The organism is Thiofilum flexile DSM 14609, assembly GCF_000380185.1.
Taxonomy (GTDB): domain Bacteria; phylum Pseudomonadota; class Gammaproteobacteria; order Thiotrichales; family Thiotrichaceae; genus Thiofilum; species Thiofilum flexile.
On record NZ_KB904791.1, the window covers coordinates 156,200 to 174,570 of the forward strand.

The window sequence follows — 18,371 nt, forward strand, 5'->3', positions numbered from 1 at the left end:
ACCTCACAGCACTTCTTTACACGCCCGATATAAGTCCTTCCAAGCGCTACGCTCTTTCATCACCGTTTCGAGGTACTCCTTCCAAACCACGCTATCCTGTACCGGATCTTTAACCACGGCACCGATTAAACCAGAGGCTAAATCACGTGCTGTTAGGCTGCCATCACCGAAATGCGCCGCCAACGCCATACCGCTCCCCACCACCGAAATGGCCTCGGCGGTGCTCAGCGTACCAGAGGGGACTTTCAACTTAGTCTTGCCATCATCGGTCACACCCCCGCGCAATTCACGGAAGATAGTGACCACGCGCCGGATTTCAGCTAAAGCGGGTTTTTCTGCGGGTAATTCCAGCGCCCGACCTAGACTTGCCACACGTCTATCGACAATGGCAGCCTCTTCCTCCAGCGTTTCTGGAATCGGCAAAATCACGGTATTGAAACGACGCTTGAGCGCACTGGATAACTCATTCACCCCTTTGTCGCGGTTATTAGCGGTGGCGATCAGGTTAAACCCCTTTTGGGCTTGGCATTCGGTATTGAGTTCGGGAATGGGAAGCATCTTTTCCGATAGGATAGTGATTAGGGTATCCTGCACATCCGCCGGAATGCGGGTCAGCTCCTCCACCCGCGCAATCAGACCATGTTGCATGGCATGCATAATAGGGCTAGCAATTAATGCATCCTGAGAAGGGCCTTTGGCAATCAGTTGGGCATAGTTCCAATTGTAACGCATGGTCTCTTCACCCGTACCCGCCGTACCCTGCACAATCAAAGTGGAGCGCCCAGAAATCGCGGCGGCTAAATGCTCTGATACCCACGACTTAGCAGTTCCCGGTAGGCCGTATAGCAATAGCGCACGATCCGTCGCGAGGGTGGAAATAGCAATTTCAATTAGGCGCGGATTACCGATATATTTGGGGGTAATTTCAATCCCGCCCTTGAGTGTGCCACCGAGTAGATAGGTACGTACCGCCCAAGGAGATAGCTGCCAATTAGGGGGACGCGCATGGTTGTCTTGCTCGCGTAAGGCGACTAACTCATGTGCAAATTCGGTTTCAGCGTGCTGGCGGAGGACGGCTTGAGCCTGATTATTCTCACTCATGGTTGATCCTTGGAAGCTATAGTTTTTAGTGCGCTCAGTGCCTCAGCACGGAAACGCAAGAGGGATAAAATATCGGTTAAGATACGGTGAAAGGGATGATCTGTCGCTTGTAGTGGCTCTTGTAATAAATCAGCAAAATCGTCCACACAAACAATATCAATACACAAAGCCAATTGGCGTAATGCGCCTTGGACACTATAGGGGTAAATATTGCGTTTGCGGGTAATGCGGGTTTGTAGCTGCTTTAAAATATGCTGGGAAAAATCCAAGCTCCACGCGTGATGCAAGTGGGATAAAATATCCAGCAGCCCCAGACTGTCACTGTCCTGCAATAAAGCCCGTGCTGTAGCTTCGGCCTCGGCAGGTACCAGTACTTTCCACAAAGGTGAATGAAGCGGATCACTGCGAGCCAGCCAAACTTGCGCCCACTCACGATTAGGGTAATGTAATAAAGCCATTTCCCAACCCGCTAATAGGGCATCCTTCCAGTCGCTATCCTTTGCTAACACTAATAATTCAGCCGGTGTGAGTTGCCAATACTGGCTCCACCAGATCGGCGGAACATAAATCAGTGCCTGCTCTAACCACCATGCCTTATTGCCCTTACCTCTGGGGGGCTTTTCCTCAATGCCATCACGCAACCATGCTTTGTCCCAGTTTTCGGGTACATTAGCCTGTAATTGTTTCTTACCCGTGAGCTTGCCCAATAAACCGGGTTTATTGCCTAAGACTAGCCAGCTTTCCAAGCGAGTACGCATACGTTGGCTAAAGGCCGAATCCGGCAAGGCACCGAGTAATTCGGCCGCTAATTGACGCACCCCTTTGCTACGATCATCCAAACAGCTTTCCAGCCACGCTTCATCCGCAAGACTCAGATTAATACGCCAAGCCTCCAGCAACTCTTGCCGGACGGAGGCAGACTCTTGTTTCCAGACAGCCTGCAAACACTCACGCGCGGCCAAGGGATTATGGCTACGCAAACGCTGTAAATACTCGCTGCGCTGCTCCAGACTACCCTCTTCCCAGATACTGACATCTTGCTCATCGTTTGGTGTTTGGGTCAAAATATTATGCCAATCGGCATTTTGCTGTATTAACCAGTGTCCGCGCTGACCGATCACCGTGCTAAGAGCCGCTCGGATAGCTTTACTCTGGCGAGCTTGCTCCATCAAACTAGGCATAAAACTTACGGGCACCCGCAAACTTTGCCCCGCTACCTGTACCAGCCACTCATTTAATAAGGGTCGTAGAGTACTATCTGCCAACATGCGTCGCAGATGTATGTCGGCTGCAGTGGGGATCAAAGCTAGCTTGTGGCTATCATCGGGTAGTGGCAGAGTACCGCTAAAGGTCGCCGGTAAACGCCCCACCGCCTGATATTGCCCGACCAGTGCTACTGTATTTAGAAAAGCACGTTCGCGAGCCTCATCGGTCGGAACTTGTCCATTAGGATAGAGTTGTATTAGGTAGGGCTGCACATTCGCATCCGCGTGCGGCACTTCTGTTTGACGCTCGGTTCCTAACAGGGCGATTTTAAGCAAATTTTGTTGTAATGACATATCACACCCTCCCCTGTGGTTGAGGCGTACCGCAAATGCTTAAGGTATTGCCGTCCCACTCACCAAATACGGACAACGTATGCCCCCCACTTTCACCCAGTAAAATCCAGCCCTGCTCATCGCTGATACTCAAAGGGATAGCCTGTTGGGCATTATCCACTAATAACCACTGTGTCTCTTGACGCACCATATGCACATGAGTCAGAGTGAAGGGAAATTGGCTCAGCCACGGATTTACGGTAAGCGCCTTGGCATAGGCACTGAAATTGTCGGCTAGAGTTATCGCCGGTATAGAGCTGTATAGTTCTTCTTGTAGGGGGGAATTAGGATAAATCGTCGTTTCATCTTCGCGCAGTAAAGCCCGCAAAGGTACTGCTGAGGGGTAAAACACCAGCTCACCTACTATGACCTGTCCTATGGCAGGGCGTAAAGTCATGGGCTGTTTTTGTACGGCAAAATCTAGCAATAAGGCATAGCGCTGCGACTGAGCACCGTATAACCAAGTGCGCTGGGTACGCATCTGCCCATCATCCTCTTGCACCTGACCTAATACCCACCAATGATCTGCCATCCCCGGTAAGACTAATAACTCGTCTTTGCTTTGGGTAAAGCCGATTTGTGTTAACACATCAGCCTGCAACTCAATGGGTAAACTGTCACGTCGTTGCCAAGCTTCTAATAACAGGTGTAATTTACCCAGTTCGCTCAGTAGTGTTTGTTGCCATGCACCACCCTGATAACGCAGGCTAGCCGCAGCCTGCAAGCGACGTGCAAGGCCGGGAGCCTGTGCATCAATCATGCGTGCTGCCATGCGTTGCCATTGGGCATCATCTTGCTGTGACAAGCCTTGGCGTATTTGATCAAAGAGCCACCGTTGCAACTCTGCAACCCCCGCATCAATCTTATCTTCACGCGCGGCATTGCGTTTTTGCTGAGCGGCGGTACGTTTTTGTTGGGTGGCCTCATCCACTGGCTCGTTTTGAGCGGCTGTTTTTTCGGCTTTTTTCTGGGCGCGTTGCTCACGCTTATCCAACCACTCCCATAACCAAGCCGGTGGCTCGCTGGCATTCAGAGCGCTCGGACTACTCGCCAAAATCAAAGCTAACCCTAGGCCATGTTTACAGGGAAACTTACGGCTAGGACAGGAGCATTTAAAGGCAGGCTCCGCTAGTACAATAGCGGTTTGATAAGGATTTTTACCACTCCCCTTAATTTCGCCCCAGAGTAAGCCCTCCATTTGCCCCAAGGTTTGCCATTGACGGGGCTGGCTGAGTTTTTCTCCGGCCTTCAGTGAGGCGGCATCAGGCGCGAGTGCTGTGACTTGTGCAGTTGTCCAGTGTGTCATGCATTATCTTACTAGTTAGTCAGTAGTGATGTAGCACCATTCTACTATAAGGGTCGGTCAGAGGAGGTATAGGCTTAATAGTCATTAAAAGGTACTACACTATTTATAAATATAATTTTCCATGTATAAGAAAATTAATACCGCCCACGCACTGAGCTTATTACTCGGTCATTATTCCTCTGCATAATAACCAGAAATCCTACGCCTTAAGCCTAGTAGATTGCTGTTTTATCATTTCTTTATATAAAGAATGAACATATCCAAACCCTATTGACATAAGTGCTAAATCACCATGCAACAAACTCCATATCTTTATAATCGGCTGCATTTTGATGACTACCTCACTGGTGGCGCTCATAAACTTGCTTATTTAGATTGGGGGCAATTACAGGGCGATTTAGCACCTTTTATTTATCAGCACTATAATAAACCCAAAGCGCTAAAACCTAAACGCCAACTCACTAAACCCTATCATGACCCGCAATTACTGCAAAGCTATAATATATTATGCCAGCAGTTAATTAATAAATCGGTCATTGCTTTAGAGTTTCCGGGAGGTTTTTATCGCAGTACGCTTAAACTATTATTAGATGATGGTAATAGCGTCATTGCCACCCGCCGTTTAAATGCCACCCGCTCCCGTTATGAAGCGCTCATTTTACAACGCCTTGCACGACATAGCGCCCCCATTCCCCAGCTTTATGCTTATAATGGTTTAGTCATGTTGCAAGAGGATCTCTCAGGACAACGTTTGTCTGCGATGTTATTTCACGCCTCAGAAGCTGAATACTTACAATGGATGGACATGGCGCTCAATGCACTCCATCAAATTCACCTCTATGCCGATTATGAAGAGCTGCATACTAGTACCCCTGTTATTGGCTATGAACATGAGTGGCTCATTACCTTGCTCGACCGTACCGCCGTCTTAGGTCAGTACTTTAATCTACCCTGCCCTAAACTACCCGTGCAATCCCTTTATCATCAATTGCAATTATTAAATCCACGCTTTGTGAAATGGGATGCCCGCCCTAGTAATGCTATGCTGCATAATGGTCAAGTGAGTTGGTTTGATTGGGAACATTGCGGAGCGCGCATGCCTTGTGACGATATGGTATGGCTACTCTGTGATGAAACGGTGCCAGACTATCCTGATGCTGAAAATTGCCTGATTGATACTTGGTTAGATAATTTTGCCGGAAATATACCTAATCAAGTGGCCTATGAGTATTTACGTGCCTTTGGTGTGCATCATAGTTGTGTGCGCTTAGCGCGTATTCTAGACGCTAAGGGTAAACAAACTTGGGCTGAGTATGAGGGGCGCTTAGGTTTACAGGGCAAATTAGCACCGATGGCACAGCGCTTATGTATTCGTGCCGCGCGTTGGGCCGAGCAAAATCCTCTTACTAAATCACTACAACCTTGGCTGTTGGAACTATCCGAAAAGGTGATAGTGTAGTATTGAATTCCAGTACTGTCTTCATATTCTGACAGTACTGAAACTGCTAAGAACTCAAGTAGCCAAAGCGAGTAGTGACGCATTGCCTCCAGAGGCGGTGGTATCAATCGTCACGACTCGCTCTGTACAAAAACGCTGCCAGCCCTCTTTGAGCTGTAGCAATTGCACTCGTACCCCTGAACGCTGAGCCAATACTTGCCGCAGTGCTAATAAAGTCGTGTCATTCCCCTCTCGTGCCACTAGAGACAGTGACGGGAAGGTTTTAATAGGTTGCAGCTCATCCGAACCTAACTCAACGACTCCCACTAAATGCTTATCTACACCAGATGCTTGCAATATAGTCACTAGATAGTGTGCCAAGGGGATATTTGGTAAGGCCACTGCATTACCTGCCGCTAATGCCAGTAGAGTTTGTACCACTAATGCACCATCAGGCCATTCTCCGCCCCCTAAACATAAGGCAATCCCCCGTCCATGTAAGGTTAAACGATTCGACTCTCCGGTTGGACTAGGCAATTGTACCGCCGTTTGAACTCCGACTAATACTTGATCCAAAAGCGTGCCTATGACAGCAGCATAAGCCGGCGGGAGCTGCTTGAGAATTTGCTGACATATATGCACCCGTTGGGCTGGCGTTTTATCCCAAAGATGTTGTGCTTTTTTAGCACGGCTAACAAACGCCTCTATCGCCTGTGTTGTTACAGATTTATTCTCATTAGGAATATGACTCAGTGCTTTAAGATTAATCACTTCAGGCGCTTGTACAAAACGTAATAAATAATGCTCACCCCCCGCTTTAAACCCTGTTCCTGATAACCCCTCGCCCCCAAACGGTTGCACCCCTACCACTGCACCAATTTGATTACGATTCACATAGAGATTACCCACATGGGCGGTTTGCATAATGCTTTCCATCCGATCATCCAAGCGAGTCTGTAACCCCATTGTCAGACCATAACCACTAGCATTAATGTGCTGCACCACCTCATCTATTTCAGCGGCATCAAACGCTATGATATGCAAGACGGGGCCAAATATTTCACGCTTTAACTCATTAAAATGGGTTAACTCGATCATCGTGGGAGCAACAAACAACCCTTGCGCTGTCTCGCCTATAGGATGCTGGAACAATACCTTACCTTGGGCATTAAATTCGGCACAATGCTCCTTAATGATTTGTTTAGCCTCTGCATCAATCACCGGCCCTACATCGGTGTCAGGCAGCCAAGGATTATCTATCCGTAATTCCTTTATAGCACCTATTAGCATCGCCACTATTTTGGGCTTAATATCGCGCTGTACCCATAAAACTCGTAAGGCTGAGCAACGTTGTCCCGCACTTTGAAAAGCCGAGTTAATAATATCGCGTACTGCGGCCTCTGGTAGGGCAGTTGAATCCACCAGCATAGTATTAATGCCCCCCGTTTCGGCAATCAAGGGAGCGGTCGCATTACCCGCATTAGCCATAGCACGATCAATGAGAGTGGCGGTATCTGTAGAGCATGTAAAACATACCCCGCCAATACGTGCATCACGAGTAAGAGCAGCACCTACAACCGCCCCCGCTCCGGGCAATAGCGCTAATACCTCGGCAGGCAAGCCGGCTTTTAGCATGAGTTGCACGGCAAACTGAGCAATTAAGGGCGTTTGCTCGGCAGGTTTGGCAATGACACTATTGCCCGCCACTAAAGCTGCTGCAATTTGTCCGGTAAAAATAGCGAGGGGGAAATTCCAAGGGGAAATACACACAAATACCCCAAGTCCCTGCATTTGCCCTAAGGACTTTCGGGCTTGATAAGCGTAATAGCGTAAAAAGTCGACCGCCTCCCGCACCTCTAGAATACCATCTAGACGTGTTTTTCCGGCCTCGCGGGACAAGAGCGCCATTAGCTCTCCCCTATTAGCCTCATATTGATCAGCAATAGCCTCTAGTAGTGCCGCTCGGTAGTCAACAGAGGTATCTCGCCAGCGCGGATAAGCATTTAAGGTCGTTTGTAATGCTAAATCTACCTGCTCTAAGGTAGCCTCGGTAACGGCACCCACTTGATCCTTATCATCGGCTGGATTAAACCTAGGATGAGTTTGCCCCTCGCCCATTTGTCCATTAATCAACGGAGCTGCTCGCCATTGCTGGCTCTGAAAGGCTTGCATGCCTTGCTCTAGCTCAGCCGCCATCTGGACTTGATTAATATTAAAACCTTTAGAGTTTAAACGCGGCTGCCCTTGCGCCTGAAATAAGGCAGGAGGTAAAGGGATATGGGGATGAGGAATAGCGTCTAGCTTTTCTGTATATAAAATCGGATCGTATACTAGGGTGGCAATGGGTATTTCGGTATTCAGTAATTGATGGACAAAAGAAGAATTCGCGCCATTTTCTAATAAACGCCGCACTAAATAAGCTAGTAAATCCTCATGTACCCCCACGGGTGCATAAATACGGGTACGGTGTCCAGTTTGAGTATGCACTAATTCGTGTAAAGCCTCTCCCATGCCCTGTAAGCGTTGAAATTCAAATCCGCGCTGTTCGCCTGCCATCACCACGATAGCCGCCATAGTTTGAGCATTATGTGTGGCAAATTGTGGATAAAGGTAATCACACTGCTCTAGTAAAAAACGCGCACAAGCGAGATAAGACACATCGGTTGAGGTTTTACGGGTAAATACCGGATAAGCTGGCAAACCTAACACTTGGGCTTGTTTAATCTCGGCATCCCAATAGGCTCCTTTTACTAAACGCACCGCAATTTTACGTTTTAACTCAACGGCTAAGGCTTTAATCCAGTGTAAAGTGGGAAGCGCATGTTTAGCATAAGCCTGCACCACAATCCCAAATCCATCCCAGCCTTTAAGGTCGGGGGTGCGTAGTACGGCCTCAATGACGGTCAGCGAGAGATCGAGACGCTCGGCTTCTTCTGCGTCAATATTAAAACCAATATTCGCATTACGTGCCTGCTCGGCTAAGGCCGCCACACGCGGCACTAACTCCTGCATGACCCGCTCCTGATTCACACTTTCATAACGGGGATGTAAGGCAGATAGTTTAACCGAAATACCCGGATTATCTTGTGCCTCAGATGCTTTAGCCTGTTCAGCAATCGCACTAATCGCTTTTGCATAGGCACGAAAATAACGCCTAGCATCGGCCTCGGTACGGGCAGCTTCGCCTAACATATCAAAAGAGTGTAGGTAGCCCTGCTCTAGCTGATGCTGCCCCCGTTTAAAGGCTTCCTCAATGGTTTGACCTAATACAAATTGCTGCCCCATCACTTTCATAGCCTGTCCTACGGCGGTACGCACGACGGGTTCACCCACACGTTGAATCATTTTACGCAAGGTATGGACGAGACTATGGCTGCTATTTTCTGTGCGGAAAATTTTCCCCGTCAACATTAAAGCCCAAGTAGAGGCATTGACTAGCAGTGACTCCGAATCCCCGTCCGGTCGAGTCCAGGTGACCCCGCCAATTTTATCGCGGATTAGAGCATCTAAAGTGGGAGTGTCTGGTACACGCAAATAGGCCTCTGCCAGACACATTAAAGCAATGCCTTCATCCGTGGTTAGGCCATATTCGGCTAAAAAACTTTCCATTAAATTCGGGTTCGGATCAGCACGTAAGGCTTGCACCCATTGACTGGCATAATCCGTAATACGTTGTCGGGTCGCCGTATCTAGACCCTGCCCTGTCAGACGCGCTTTGACTACCTCGGTTTCATCACAAAACCAAGCCGCATTAATGGTACTACGTATTAAGGTAAGATCTGATAAGGACGTAACTGAGGACATATAAACCCCTCCGCTAAGAGCGTCAATAGAGTCAAGGTTAAATAAGAGACTTGTTATATTACCCTGTTAGTCTAATGAAAAATATGGAGGATAATAATGAATTAATCCTAACAAACGCATTATTCGGCTACACCTTAACTGAAGCCAAGTGGCTAAATGATTAAAGCGTTTAAAAGGTCTTTTTTGTTCATTATATAAATATAAATCTAATTTATGCTGAGTGCTATCAATCGCAATCACGGTAAAGCGAGATAAGTCGCTACTCCAGACCATAGGCGAAAATAAATAGAGTGCTAGAAATAACAAAACCCCGAAGCTATATTGACGGTATAACATCATCATATCCAACTAATTTAGTAAACTTAATAAAGCTTTAGCATAATTTGGCAGGTATATCCACGGTATCGCTACGCTAGTACAGTTTGTTTTTAGGTTGTGTCTGGGGTGTTTTATACTGATTGTATAGTTCTTAATAATTAATAATGAGAGTCTACAATGCAAACACAAATGGATCAAAGTTGGAAAGACTGGGTTCAGCTTAATATGTCGCGCGGTTGTGATAAGGATGGCATGATCAAAATCTTGCTTGAAGCAGGTTTTCATCCCATCACCATTGTGAATGAAATGCAATACTTACCACAAACTGCCGGGTTGGGTACGCTGATGAATCAGGTGATAGAGCGCACTCTGCCCATTAAAAAGCCAGAGCCTGCAGTGTATCAAGCACTCGATGCGATTCAACTACCTCTTGCTACCCGTGTCGATTCGGATAAAGTCCATTTGTATTTGGTTGAGGATTTCTTGAGTGCTGAAGAGTGTGACGCACTAGCGGCTCAAATTAAGCATAGCTGCCGCCCCTCCACCATTACCAATCCCGATGAACCCGACAAATATTTTCGTACTAGCCAAACCTGCGAATTATCCAATGAGCCTAATGCATTCACTGACATGATTGATCAACGCATGGCGGAGTATATGGGCATTGAGCTAGAGCGCTCAGAAGGAACACAAGGGCAGTATTATCAAGTCGGGCAACAATTTAAAAAACATACCGATTATTTTGAGCCAAATACATGGGAATTTGAAAAATTTGCCAGTGATATGGGGCAACGCACTTGGACTTTTATGATTTACTTAACCGATGTGGAAGAAGGCGGCGAAACGCTTTTTACCGACATAGAGGTAGAAGTTAAGCCTAAACGCGGTCGGGCGGTGGTCTGGAATAATCTCACCGCTACAGGTGCGGTAAACCCCTATACCGCGCATTGGGCAAAACCCGTGATTAAGGGCGAAAAAATCATTATTACTAAATGGTTTAGAACACAAGGCCTCATGACTACGCCTTTTAAATCCCTACCTTATAAACAACTCCCCCTTTTCACCCCTGAAGGCTTTAAGAAAACCCGTTTACCTGATGATTTATTTCAAACCATTACCGAGTTTTATCAACAAGGTAAAGCCAATATGGTATTAGAAGTTAATGACTCTATTGGTACTTATATTCAAACCACGACTGAGCGGCATCCGGCAAAAATGATTGAGCTAAGCGATGCATTACGCCAAACCATCTTCACTACTATTTGCCCCCTATTAGAAGAATGGACTCAGCTCGAACTAAAGCCGAGTGCTATTTATGGTATTAGAGAATATCAACGCGGGGCTACCTTAAAAATGCATGTTGATCGTATTGATACCCATCAAGTTAGTATGATTATTAATGTGGCTCAACAAGTCGATCAAGATTGGTTTTTACATATTGCAGATCATAAAGGCAAAATCCATAAGGTCACCATGCAGCCTGGTGATGTGATATTTTACGAGTCAGCACGCTTACAACACGGGCGTCCTGAGCCTTTAGAGGGTGAGTATTATGCTAATATTTTTGCCCACACCGCACCACTCTGATCTCTAATCGTATAGGTAAAAAAGTAAGTGGGTCTTTCTTCCGCAGTCGCTGTAAATACGTCCTTGTACGCTACAAGGCGGCATCCATGCCGCCAAGACTGCTCCAGAAAGACCCACTTACTTTTTAAAACTCCATATCATAAAAAATGCACCTGTTTCGCCCCCGCTAAAATAATGCTATTTAGGCTACGCATTAATTCGGTTTCAATACCCCATTGATGCCAAAACAGCGGAATATCCAATGGCAAATCAGGAGTTAAATAAACTAGCTGCCCCTGCTCTACTAATTTACGCACCTGCATTTCGGGTGCCATACCAAAACCCATACCTAAAATTAAACCCTGCACAAAACTCTCTGCCGAAGGTAGAATATGCTGAGCGAAATCCTCCCCTTCTAGTTGAAAATGCTGGCGTAAATAATAATGCTGTAAATCATCTTTTAAATTAAAACGTATCATAGGCGCGGTTAATAAGGTCTCTTTATTAACTCCCTTAGCAAAATACTCGGCATAAAACGCCGGACTCACCGTAAATTGATAACGCACCTTACCCAAAGGCGTACAACGACAGCCTTGACTGACCTTTTCTCTAGCAGAAATACAGGCTAATACCTCGCCTTGTTGTAATAAATGATGAGTTTGATCCTGATCATCCACCCGAATATCCAACAATACCCGCTGTACTTTACACCACGGAGCGAGGCACTCCAGTAACCAAGTCGCGAGAGTATCCGCATTCACCGCAATCGCCATATGCAGCCAGCCATGTTGCGCACTCGGCTGTAGATCATGCTCTAACATATGCCCCAATTGCTCTAATTGCTGCCCATATTTTAACAGTGCCGTACCTGCCAATGTCGGGCGCACGGGAATACTGCGAATAACTAACGTCTGCCCTAACTTTTCCTCTAATAACTTTAAGCGCTGCGAAATAGCCGAGGGTGTAATGAATAAAGCTTGAGCCGCTCGATCAAAATTACCCTGACGTATAATCGCCATGAAGGCACTTAAGCCTTTGAGATCAATATCCATTATGCAAAGCCTTTAGAATAATTAAAGATAATGAAAAATTATTAAATTTACTAAATATTTTACACGCGGCATAGTAGCACCTATCAATGATTCAATAGTGAGTAGTTCATTATGTCCGGTTTAGCATTATTAAAAGGGTTTGGTATTGGTGGTAGTCTGATTGTGGCTATTGGATCACAAAATGCCTTTGTCTTAAGTAACTCCATTAAAAATCAACATATTGGTGCCATGGTAGCGGTATGTATTGCGATTGATGTGGCTCTGATTTGGGCGGGGGTATGGGGTTTAGGATCGTTGATTCAACACTACCCCTTATTAATTAATGTGGCTACTTGGGGTGGAGCGATCTTTTTAGCTTTATACGGTACTTATGCACTACAACGCGCCCTCAAACCTCAGGCTTTGTCCACTCAAGAACTAAAACCGATGGCCTTAAAAACCACCGTGCTAACGCTACTAGCACTTAGTTTGCTTAATCCCCATGTCTATTTAGACACCGTGATATTGCTAGGTAGTATTGGCGGGCAACTACCAGCGCCACAGGGTTGGTGGTTTGCCTTAGGAGCGAGTTTAGCGTCCTTATGTTGGTTTGCGACTTTGGGCTGGGGTGGGCGTTTATTAGCACCTTGGTTTACTAATCCAAAAAGCTGGCGCATTCTCGACTTAATCGTGGCAGCGACTATGTGGATATTAGCTGCTTTATTAGTCATCAATAGTCTTAACGCTACGGCGGCATAAAACCCCTATCTAAAGGCAGATCTTACACTCTCTTAGTTCTGCCTTTTCTCCATTATACATCTAACATCAGCTTTAAAGGCTTACGCATACCCGCCATTTTACACGCTTGTTGGGCATAGCCATGGGGAAATAATTGATATAAGTATTTGCGAGTCCCCTTATCCTCTCCCCATTGTTCGCGCATATATTTCAATAATTTACGCGCCTCCGGTACGGTAGCATTAGCCTCATAATACTCACGGATAAACAATACAATGCTACGTTGCTCTGCGCTTAAAACAAGCGCTTGCTCAGTGGCTAATTGCTCCATGAGTGTTTCTGACCAATCGTCTGGATTTAATAAATACCCTTCATTATCACGCTTCACTGTTTGCAAAATACTAGGCATCGCTTTAAGCCCTGAATCAATTAATTCCCTCTCATTATCAAGGAAAAAGTTAAAATAACGTATAGGACTCTGGGGATATTCAAAATAATACATCCTTGTGGACATTGGCTATTTTACTAGTGGGTAATACCTTGAGCACTAATCCATAATCTTAAATCAATTACTAAGCATTGTGGCTTATTTTATAGAGGCAATGCTTATTTAAAGGATGTCCCTCAGCTAAATGAGGATGCGAGAAATCATGATGATAGCTCATCCCTAGCCGTTGCATTACCGCTTGAGAACGTTGATTTTGTACCGCAGTAAAGGCAACTATTTCAGTTAACTGTAACTCTCCAAAGCCAAACGCTAAAGCAGCTTGTGCTGCTTCGGTTGCATAACCATAGCCCCAAAAGGCGCGGGCTAAACGCCAACCTACCTCAATACAAGGATTAAACTCAAATGGAGCCGTGGGGCGATTAAGGCCAGTGAATCCTATAAAAGCTCCCGATGCTTTCAACTCTAATGCCCAAAAGCCCCAGCCTTGTTGTTCAATTAAGTGCTGTATATGTTGTGCTCGTAAATGGCTTTCTTCTGATGTAAGGCAACTCGGAAAATACTCCATTACTTGAGGATCTGCATTTAATTGTGCAAAGGGTAAGTAATCACTAGCTCTCCATTGGCGTAAAATCAAACGCTCTGTAGCTATCATCTGTTATACCTTGGTCGCAAAAAATTATGGCTCTTCAGGATCTTCCGTGGTGAGAACCTTTCTCATTATTCTGTTGGATAATTCTGCTTAACGAAATCAACAAGTTGAGATGTTCAGTCTGCTAAATTTCGCTCTTAATATGATTAAAAATTCAGCATTACCACGGGAAATCCCAAAGAGCCAAAATTATACCAATATACCATTTCATTTATACCCTAACTAAACATCGCAAAAACCAAACCCATTTTGCTACACTCTGCCCCCATGAAAATAGGCTCTTATACCCTCACAAATAATCTGATCGTCGCCCCCATGGCAGGTGTTACGGATCGCCCCTTTCGCACCGTATGCAAATACTTTGGTGCTGGGCATGCTATCAGCGAAATGATGACCGCTGATGCCACCTTATATGCTCAAAAAAAATCATTCTATCGTGCCAATTTTGCCGGGGAACTTGCCCCCATTTCGGCGCAAATTGCCGGATCAGAGCCGGCTTTATTAGCAGAGGCGGCGCGGTATCAAGTGGCGAATGGTGCTCAGATTGTTGATATTAATATGGGTTGCCCCGCCAAAAAGGTTTGTAAAAAACTAGCGGGATCAGCGTTATTACAAGACGAGGACTTAGTTAAGCGTATCCTAGAAACCGTCGTGGACGCGGTAGATGTACCAGTGACATTAAAAACCCGCCTAGGCTTTGCTTATGGTAAAGAAAATATTATTAGAGTTGCCCAAATTGCTGAGCAAGCAGGCATTGCTGCTCTGGCTATTCACGGGCGCACTCGTGATCAAATGTACACTGGCAATGCGCGTTATGCTTTAATTGCTGAGGTGAAACAAGAGCTTAACATTCCAGTCATTGCTAATGGCGACATTGATAGCCCCGAAAAAGCTCAACAAGTATTAGCAGAAACCAACGCCGATGCACTGATGATTGGGCGAGCGGCACAGGGTCGTCCGTGGATTTTTCGCGAAATTCAGCATTATTTACAAACAGGCCAAGTACTTCCCCCACCAGAGCTTACTGAGGTACGTGAAATAGTGCTTAATCATCTCAATGATTTATATAGCTTTTATGATGAATATATCGGCTGTCGTATGGCACGCAAACATATTGCTTGGTACACACAAGGCTTGCCTAATAGCAATACCTTTCGCGCTGCTATGAATGCCGAAACCAGTACCGCTAGGCAGGCACAAATAACCGATCAGTATTTAGCCGAACTCATTGCACAAGGGGCGAGTTTTAGTAGTGCTACTCTTCCTGTAGATACTGCACAGGAACATGATCAGTAAGCCAAACGCCATTCTCTGAGCAATAAAATACCCCACCATCGCGCTGCATTTGTTCCGCATCAACCCTTAAAATCACTGGATTACCGTGGCGCATCCCAACCTTGCGGGCGGTGCTTGGCTCACTAGAGAGGTGAACATGTTGGCGCGAGCCTTTCACTAAACCTTGTTCAAGAATCGAGCCTAGAAAACGGGTCGCCGTACCATGATAAAGGACTTTAGGTGGAATTTGGGGCACTAAACCCAGATCAATATGGGTTAACGAATGCCCTTGATTCGCCCGAATTTTAGTGTGATCCTGATTAAAGCTATAACGTTTTTTATTATTAGTCGCCACTATTTCCTCTAATTCCTCCCTAGTTAAGGCATGCTGGTGTTTAGCCAGTTGCGCCAATAACTCCGTCACAGCAGCCCAGCCCTCCTGATCAAGGGTGAGATTAATTTTACTCGGCTCATGGCGTAATATCAGGCTTAAAAACTTACCTTTGCGGATCTTCTCTTTTTCATTCATCATAGCATTGATTACTTCACTTCAGCTAAATTAGCAAAAATACCCGTGGCGGCCCTCACTGATATGTTTTGATTATGCGCATAAGCACGGCCTGCACTGGCACGAATCGTATTGCTATCCTTACCTTTTAGCCAATCATTCACGGCATCACGCAGTATAAAAGCGCCGGGGTACATAAATTGTGTAGTTAAAAGTGTCGGCTTGCCACCTAAACTCTCAATACGACTTTTGAAATATTGCTTGCTTTGACAGGCTAATACCATGGCGGCGGGATTTTTATTTGTCTCTGAAGTAGTTGTTTGATCGGGAAGATTTAAATTAAAATCCATAAGACCATTATGACCAATGAATACCACTAAATCATACTCATCATGCGCTAATGCCTGCTCAAAATCACTAATAGCCTGCTGCATATACGCACCATTATATGCTTTTGCAATCAGCTTAGCGGGGTATTGCTTACTTTGATAGACTCTAGTACGCAAAACCGCATGAGAGCTATCATTTTCTGATTTTTCAAGCAATGTCCAATATTTACTTTTATCAAAAATGGTTTTTAAACCATCCGCACTTCCCCAATATAAATTATTATCTGGATCTAAACCATTACCTAATTTTTTTGGTACGGGTACTAAACCTTGATGCTCATTATCCGCTAAGGCTACAAAAACCCCAATCGTTTTTTCTGCGGCAAAACTAGCGTTAAAAAAACCTAACCCCAACATTACCCCTAAAATCGCTATTTTTATTAATTTCACCTCAGTCCTCCATAGGATAAGTAGGTATACCAAAGTAAGCGGGTATTTCTGGAGCAGTCTTGGCGGCAAGGATGCCGCCTTGTAGCGTACAGGGAGGTATTCACAGCGACTGCGGAAGAAATACTCGATTACTTTGGCTCAAGTAACTTAAGTAGGCAAGTAAGTATACCAAAAGACCTCTTGCAAGCGGTCTAATTAAGCCTACCTTTTAGATTTTAGGTTTAGTGTCCGCAATTTTTTTACGAATCACATTCACATCCCAGCCGGTTAAACTAGCCGCGTTTTTAGCCTCCTCTTCCCAACGTCGCGGTAAGGTTTGCGTGACATAGGTTTTAGCCGCCGGACAAGCATTAGGTTTTACAGCAAAGGGATGATTAATAATATAACGCGCTTGGAAATTGTCCGTATTTCCAGTCACTTGAAAAGCTAAATCCTCTGGAAAAGTTTCACGATCATAACGTACATGCAGGCGAGTAATATAGGCGTCGGTTGGACTATTATCGGTTAACCAAAAAGCACCTAACTCTCTTAATTGCTTATTATTTAAGGGAGTACCCACACAAGGATCACACCATGACATATTCCATGCATACTCTAAAAAGACGCCATCCTCATTTTTATTGACCTGTGTGTTAAATAAATCTCGATAGAAGCGACCAAATTGATTCATCGTTTTGACATAGGTAGGTATATTAAGATCGGTCGGTACTTTAGTAGTGCGATAATTAGTGGTTTCTATCCGACCTTTGCGGGTGATGCCGTAGACAAATAAATCTTGTTTACCCCGCGCATTTACTGTTCCTAAGCGAATGGGCAGCATAAAGCGTTTTTCACGATAATTCACTTGAATCGGGCGTAGTTGAGTAAATCCGGTTTTGGAATATTCTTTTAAGTTCACCTTAGCAATAAAGAACTTCATGTTTTGCTTCAGGTAACTATTAATAACGGGTTCGGCACCTGCGGGGATTTTATATTTATTTTCATTCAACCATGTCACTAATCCACCGCTGTCTTTGGCGGATAATACCATAATGTCATATTCGCCTAAGGTATAGGACGCCTCGATTTTTACCCCTAACTCTTTATTACGCGCCATAGCAGGTCGCATCATAGGTCTAGGACGCACGACTGGCCTCGCTGCCATCTCCATTTCCATGGTACGACAAGGATCAGAATCATAATACTCCACCAAACGCGGGGCAGAAAAATCATCCAATTGTTTAATGGTGCTATTATTGACTAATTTCACCTGCTCTTTTTGCACCACTACTGGCACGGGTACCACCATGGCAAATTCTTTTACATCACCCTTAAAATCACTGCCCATGGTTACAATACTGCGATCCCCATCGCGCACATATACCACTTGCGAGGATTGATTAAATAAACTAGTTCCGCCTTTAGCGACATAAAACCCACAAAAAGCCTGCACCGACAGGGGTAGACACATTGAACCTGCTGCGACTAGAACACTGTATACGAATAAGCGCCTCATAATTGACTCCAGATGTTAGGTATAGGGAGTTAAGTATTTGAACCAAAGTAATCTGGTATTTCTTCCGCCGCCGCTGTAAAAAAATCGTTTGGAGCGATTTTTCACGCCACGCAAGGATGCGCCGAATAATACCTCTCTGTACGCTACAAGGCGGCATCTCTGCCGCCAAGACTGCTCCAGAAACACCCGACTACTTCGCTATATCTACTTAGCCAAGATTAAACTTATTCTTATTTAAGACCATACTTTTACTAAAAGATATCCTTCTTGATAAAAAATTATCTCTACCTAGTCAATAAACCTATATTGCTCATAAG

The 18,371-nt window shown here is 45.3% G+C and carries 14 protein-coding genes; 4 read left to right on the forward strand and 10 right to left on the reverse strand.

The window, feature by feature from the left end:
- Window positions 1-3: 3 nt before the first annotated feature.
- Genes A3IK_RS0114690 through A3IK_RS0114700 form a run of 3 tightly spaced genes read right to left on the reverse strand, consistent with a single transcriptional unit; the run spans window position 4 to window position 4,005 of the window.
- The gene (locus A3IK_RS0114690; protein WP_020560746.1) at window positions 4-1,101 is read right to left on the reverse strand and encodes an ATP-binding protein; all 1,098 of its coding nucleotides are present in this window, start codon (window positions 1,099-1,101) and stop codon (window positions 4-6) included.
- Window positions 1,098-2,660, reverse strand: coding sequence for a DUF5691 domain-containing protein (locus tag A3IK_RS0114695; RefSeq protein ID WP_020560747.1), 1,563 nt, complete (start codon window positions 2,658-2,660; stop codon window positions 1,098-1,100). The genes A3IK_RS0114690 and A3IK_RS0114695 overlap by 4 nt, the downstream gene beginning before the upstream one ends.
- A 1-nt stretch (window position 2,661) precedes the next feature.
- Window positions 2,662-4,005, reverse strand: a complete 1,344-nt coding sequence (locus tag A3IK_RS0114700) for an SWIM zinc finger family protein (protein ID WP_020560748.1) — start codon at window positions 4,003-4,005, stop codon at window positions 2,662-2,664.
- 292 nt (window positions 4,006-4,297) lie between these two features.
- On the opposite strand from A3IK_RS0114700, the gene A3IK_RS0114705 reads away from it, so the two are divergent.
- Entirely contained in the window at window positions 4,298-5,464 is a 1,167-nt protein-coding gene (locus A3IK_RS0114705; protein WP_020560749.1) for a phosphotransferase, read from the forward strand.
- Between the two features lie 54 nt (window positions 5,465-5,518).
- Here A3IK_RS0114705 and putA read toward each other — a convergent pair whose 3' ends face one another.
- Window positions 5,519-9,247, reverse strand: a complete 3,729-nt coding sequence (gene putA, locus A3IK_RS0114710; protein WP_020560750.1) for a bifunctional proline dehydrogenase/L-glutamate gamma-semialdehyde dehydrogenase PutA — start codon at window positions 9,245-9,247, stop codon at window positions 5,519-5,521.
- 495 nt (window positions 9,248-9,742) lie between these two features.
- Between putA and A3IK_RS0114720 the strand changes: the two genes are divergently transcribed.
- Window positions 9,743-11,152: a prolyl hydroxylase family protein gene (locus A3IK_RS0114720; protein WP_020560752.1), complete on the forward strand. Its 1,410-nt coding sequence runs from the start codon at window positions 9,743-9,745 to the stop codon at window positions 11,150-11,152.
- Window positions 11,153-11,289: 137 nt separating this feature from the next.
- Here A3IK_RS0114720 and A3IK_RS0114725 read toward each other — a convergent pair whose 3' ends face one another.
- Entirely contained in the window at window positions 11,290-12,183 is an 894-nt protein-coding gene (locus A3IK_RS0114725; RefSeq protein WP_020560753.1) for a LysR family transcriptional regulator ArgP, read from the reverse strand.
- Between the two features lie 111 nt (window positions 12,184-12,294).
- Here A3IK_RS0114725 and A3IK_RS0114730 point away from each other — a divergent pair, with 111 nt between their 5' ends.
- Entirely contained in the window at window positions 12,295-12,921 is a 627-nt protein-coding gene (locus A3IK_RS0114730) for a LysE/ArgO family amino acid transporter (RefSeq protein ID WP_020560754.1), read from the forward strand.
- Between the two features lie 52 nt (window positions 12,922-12,973).
- Here the strand turns inward: A3IK_RS0114730 and A3IK_RS0114735 are convergent, their stop codons facing one another.
- Both A3IK_RS0114735 and A3IK_RS0114740 read right to left on the reverse strand, forming a co-directional pair.
- The gene (locus A3IK_RS0114735) at window positions 12,974-13,309 is read right to left on the reverse strand and encodes a TusE/DsrC/DsvC family sulfur relay protein (protein ID WP_026221001.1); all 336 of its coding nucleotides are present in this window, start codon (window positions 13,307-13,309) and stop codon (window positions 12,974-12,976) included.
- 163 nt (window positions 13,310-13,472) lie between these two features.
- The gene (locus tag A3IK_RS0114740) at window positions 13,473-14,000 is read right to left on the reverse strand and encodes a GNAT family N-acetyltransferase (protein WP_020560756.1); all 528 of its coding nucleotides are present in this window, start codon (window positions 13,998-14,000) and stop codon (window positions 13,473-13,475) included.
- Between the two features lie 264 nt (window positions 14,001-14,264).
- On the opposite strand from A3IK_RS0114740, the gene dusB reads away from it, so the two are divergent.
- Window positions 14,265-15,293 carry a tRNA dihydrouridine synthase DusB gene (dusB, locus tag A3IK_RS0114745; RefSeq protein WP_026221002.1) on the forward strand — a complete coding sequence of 343 codons (1,029 nt, stop codon included), beginning with the start codon at window positions 14,265-14,267 and terminating at the stop codon, window positions 15,291-15,293.
- Here dusB and A3IK_RS0114750 read toward each other — a convergent pair.
- The 3 genes from A3IK_RS0114750 to A3IK_RS0114760 form a co-directional block, all read right to left on the reverse strand.
- Window positions 15,253-15,804 carry an RNA 2'-phosphotransferase gene (locus A3IK_RS0114750; RefSeq protein WP_020560758.1) on the reverse strand — a complete coding sequence of 184 codons (552 nt, stop codon included), beginning with the start codon at window positions 15,802-15,804 and terminating at the stop codon, window positions 15,253-15,255. The two genes, dusB and A3IK_RS0114750, sit on opposite strands and share 41 nt — an antisense overlap.
- 8 nt (window positions 15,805-15,812) lie before the next feature.
- Window positions 15,813-16,559, reverse strand: a complete 747-nt coding sequence (locus tag A3IK_RS19670) for a hypothetical protein (protein WP_020560759.1) — start codon at window positions 16,557-16,559, stop codon at window positions 15,813-15,815.
- Window positions 16,560-16,767: 208 nt separating this feature from the next.
- Window positions 16,768-18,054, reverse strand: a complete 1,287-nt coding sequence (locus A3IK_RS0114760; protein WP_040849312.1) for a DUF2330 domain-containing protein — start codon at window positions 18,052-18,054, stop codon at window positions 16,768-16,770.
- Between the last annotated feature and the right edge of the window lie 317 nt (window positions 18,055-18,371).

Bases quoted from the DNA above. Each gene is read 5' to 3' on its own strand.
- A3IK_RS0114725 (WP_020560753.1), bottom strand. From the start codon at position 12,183: ATGGATATTGATCTCAAAGGCTTAAGTGCCTTCATGGCGATTATACGT.
- putA (WP_020560750.1), bottom strand. From the start codon at position 9,247: ATGTCCTCAGTTACGTCCTTATCAGATCTTACCTTAATACGTAGTACC.
- A3IK_RS0114690 (WP_020560746.1), bottom strand. From the start codon at position 1,101: ATGAGTGAGAATAATCAGGCTCAAGCCGTCCTCCGCCAGCACGCTGAA.
- A3IK_RS0114700 (WP_020560748.1), bottom strand. From the start codon at position 4,005: ATGACACACTGGACAACTGCACAAGTCACAGCACTCGCGCCTGATGCC.
- A3IK_RS0114730 (WP_020560754.1), top strand. From the start codon at position 12,295: ATGTCCGGTTTAGCATTATTAAAAGGGTTTGGTATTGGTGGTAGTCTG.
- A3IK_RS0114720 (WP_020560752.1), top strand. From the start codon at position 9,743: ATGCAAACACAAATGGATCAAAGTTGGAAAGACTGGGTTCAGCTTAAT.
- A3IK_RS0114735 (WP_026221001.1), bottom strand. From the start codon at position 13,309: ATGCCTAGTATTTTGCAAACAGTGAAGCGTGATAATGAAGGGTATTTA.
- A3IK_RS0114705 (WP_020560749.1), top strand. From the start codon at position 4,298: ATGCAACAAACTCCATATCTTTATAATCGGCTGCATTTTGATGACTAC.
- A3IK_RS0114695 (WP_020560747.1), bottom strand. From the start codon at position 2,660: ATGTCATTACAACAAAATTTGCTTAAAATCGCCCTGTTAGGAACCGAG.
- A3IK_RS0114740 (WP_020560756.1), bottom strand. From the start codon at position 14,000: ATGATAGCTACAGAGCGTTTGATTTTACGCCAATGGAGAGCTAGTGAT.
- A3IK_RS0114760 (WP_040849312.1), bottom strand. From the start codon at position 18,054: ATGAGGCGCTTATTCGTATACAGTGTTCTAGTCGCAGCAGGTTCAATG.
- A3IK_RS0114750 (WP_020560758.1), bottom strand. From the start codon at position 15,804: ATGATGAATGAAAAAGAGAAGATCCGCAAAGGTAAGTTTTTAAGCCTG.
- dusB (WP_026221002.1), top strand. From the start codon at position 14,265: ATGAAAATAGGCTCTTATACCCTCACAAATAATCTGATCGTCGCCCCC.